Source organism: Corallococcus exercitus (genome assembly GCF_003611585.1).
GTDB classification, from domain to species: Bacteria; Myxococcota; Myxococcia; order Myxococcales; family Myxococcaceae; genus Corallococcus; species Corallococcus exercitus.
Map to the genome: position 1 here is coordinate 1 of NZ_RAVW01000668.1, position 3,177 is coordinate 3,177.

Here is a 3,177-nt window from a genome sequence, read left to right on the forward strand (position 1 = left end):
CGTGGGGGTAGCTCACGTCCAGGGGGACGTAGGCCGCGCCGGCCTTGAGGACGCCCAGGAGGGCGACGATGAGGTCGAGCGAGCGCCCCAGGCCCAGCGCCACGAGAGTGCCCGGACGCACGCCCAGGCCGATGAGCGCATGGGCGAGTTGGTTGGCGCGCTCATCCAGCTGCCGGTACGTCAGGTGGTCATCACCGAAGACCACCGCCACCGCGTCCGGAACCGCGCGCGCCTGATCCGCGAAGCGCTCGTGGATGGAGATCTCGTCGGGGAACGGCGACCGCGTGTCGTTCCAGTCGATGAGCAACTGGCGCTGCTCGGCCTCGTCCATGAGCGGCAGCGCGGACAGGGGCTGCCGCACGTCCCGGACGACGGCCTGGAGTAGCGAACGCAGGTGCCCCAGCATGCGCGCGACGGTGGCCTCATCGAAGAGGGCGGTGCGGTATTCGGCGGAGAGGCGCAGGCCGCGAGCCTCCTCGGATGCCACCAGCGTCAGGTCGAAGCGGGCCACGCCGCCGTCCACGGGCAGCGTGTCCATGCGCAGGCCGGGAAGCGGCACGAGCGAGAGGGGCGCGTTCTGCAGGACGAACATCACCTGGAACAGCGGTGAGACGTTCAGCCAGCGCGAAGGCTGGAGCACCTCCACCAGCTTCTCGAAGGGCACGTCCTGGTGCGCGAAGGCGCCAAGGGCGGAGTCATGCACCTGGGCCAGCAGCTCGCGGAAGGACGGGTCGCCAGACAGGTCCGAGCGCAGGACGAGCGTGTTGACGAACAGGCCGATGAGGCCCTCGAGCTCGGAACGCGAACGGCCGGCGACGGGAGTTCCGACGGCGAGGTCATCCTGGCCGGAGTAGCGCTGGATCAGGACGTTGAACGCCGCCAGCAGCACGGAGAACAGCGTGCGGCCTTCGCGCAGGGCTACGAGCTTGAGGCGCTGGACGAGCGGAAGGGGTAACAGCAACTCGTAACGAGCCCCCCGGCCGTCGGGCTGCGCCTGGCGTGGGCGGTCCGTGGGCAGCTCTAGCACGGCGTGCGGATCCAACCGCTGGCGCCAGTACGACAGCTGCGCTTCGAGCGCGTCCCCCCGCATCCACTGGCGCTGCCACGCGGCATAGTCCGCGTACTGCAAGCGCAGCGGTGTCAGGGTCGGGGCCTGGCCGGAAGCGAAGGCCCGGTACAGCTCCGCCACCTCGCGGACGAGCACACCCAGGGACCAGCCGTCGGACACGATGTGGTGGATCGTCAGGAGCAGCAGGTGCTCCTGCTCCTCCAGGACCAGGAGTGCCGCGCGCACCAGGGGACCGGCGGTGAGCGCGAAGGGGCGAAGGGCCTCGGCGATGGCGCGGCGGCGTGCCTCGGCCTGACGCTCCTCCTGCGGCAGGGAGCGCAGGTCGGTGAGGTCCAGCGTCAGGGCCGAGGGCGGCGCGATGATCTGGACGGGCCCCACGGGCGTGTCGCGGAACGTGGTGCGCAGGGCCTCGTGCCGGTGCATCAGCGCCTCGAGCCCCCGGCGCAGGGACTCGACGTCCAGCGCCCCGGACAGCCGCAGGGCGACGGGCATGTTGTACGTGGCCGTCCCAGGCTCCAGCTGATCAATCAGCCACAGCCGCTGCTGCGCGAAGGACAGCGGAGGGGCTTCCCCACGCGGCACCGGCACCAGGGGCGGCAACCCGGTCGCAGGCTCTGATGTATTGGCCGCGTCGAGGTGCCGAGCGAGGCCCTCCAACGTCGGGGCCTCGAAGACGGTGCGCAGGGCCAGCTCCACACCGAAGGCCGCGCGCACGCGTGAGACGAGCTGCGTGGCCAGGAGCGAGTGGCCGCCCAGTTCGAAGAAGTGGTCGGTGGCGCCCACGCGGGGCACGCGAAGCACCTGGGCCCAGAGAGCCGCGAGCTTCTCTTCGGTGGGGTTGCGAGGGGCGACGTACTCGGCGGTGGAGACCGGGGCCTCCGGGGCCGGCAGGGCCTTGCGGTCCACCTTGCCACTGGGAGTCAGCGGCAGGGCCTCCAGCACCACGAAGGCAGAGGGCACCATGTACTCCGGCAGCTTCTCGTGCAGCCGCGCGCGCAGCGCGGAGACGTCCACCGCCTCCACGCCGCTCCGGCATGCCACGTAGGCCACCAGCCGCTTGTCGCCGGCCGCGTCCTCACGGGCCACCACCACCGCCTGGCGCACGCCGGGGTGCTGCTCCAGCGCGGCCTCAATCTCTCCCAGCTCGATGCGCAAACCGCGCACCTTCACCTGGAAGTCCGCACGGCCCACGTACTCGATGGCACCGTCCGGCAGCCAGCGGGCCACGTCGCCGGTGCGGTACAGCCGCGCGCCCGGCATGTCGCTGAAGGCATCCGGGATGAAGCGCTCAGCCGTCAATTCCGGACGGCCCAGGTAGCCACGCCCCACCTGCACGCCGCCGATGAAGAGCTCTCCCGGCACGCCCACGGGCACGGGCTCCAGGCGGGAGTCCAGCAGGCGGATTTGGGTATTGGCCACGGGCCGGCCAATGGGCACGGAGCGGCGGGACTCGCCCGGCAGGCACTGGTGGAAGGTGACGTCGACGGCGGCCTCGGTGGGGCCGTAGAGGTTGTGCAGCCCGGCCCACGGCAGCCGCCGCAGGCAGCGCTCGGCAAGCTCCACTGGCAGGGCCTCACCGCTGCACACCACGCGGCGAAGCGACGTGCACGCTTCCAGCCCGGGCTCCTCAAGGAAGACCTGGAGCATGGAGGGAACGAAGTGCAGCGTGGTGACACCGGCCTCGGAGATGAGGCGCGCGAGGTAGGCGGGTTCCTGGTGGCCACCGGGCTTCGCGACGACGAGGCGCGCGCCCGTCATGAGGGGCCAGAAGAACTCCCAGACGGAGACGTCGAAGCTGAAGGGCGTCTTCTGCAGGACGACGTCGTGGGGTTGCAGTGAGTAGGCGGACTGCATCCACAGGAGGCGATTCACCACCGGGCCATGGGCATTCATGGCGCCCTTGGGGCGGCCGGTGCTGCCGGAGGTGAAGATGACGTAGGCCAGGCCGTCGGCGGTGGCGCGCGCAGAAGGCGCATGCCGGGGCTGGAGCGCGATGTCCTCCCACTGCGTGTCGATGCACAGCACCTGGGCGTCATGGGAAGGCAGGCGCGAGAGCAGGTGCTCCTGGGCCAGGAGGACGGCGGGGTGCGCGTCCTCCAGCATCCAGG

General features: G+C 71.0%; 1 protein-coding gene. It reads right to left on the reverse strand.

Going from position 1 to position 3,177, the window contains the following annotated elements:
- Nucleotides 1–3,177, reverse strand: a 3,177-nt coding sequence (locus D7W79_RS40575) for a non-ribosomal peptide synthetase (protein WP_147442321.1), incomplete at both ends; no start/stop codon positions are given.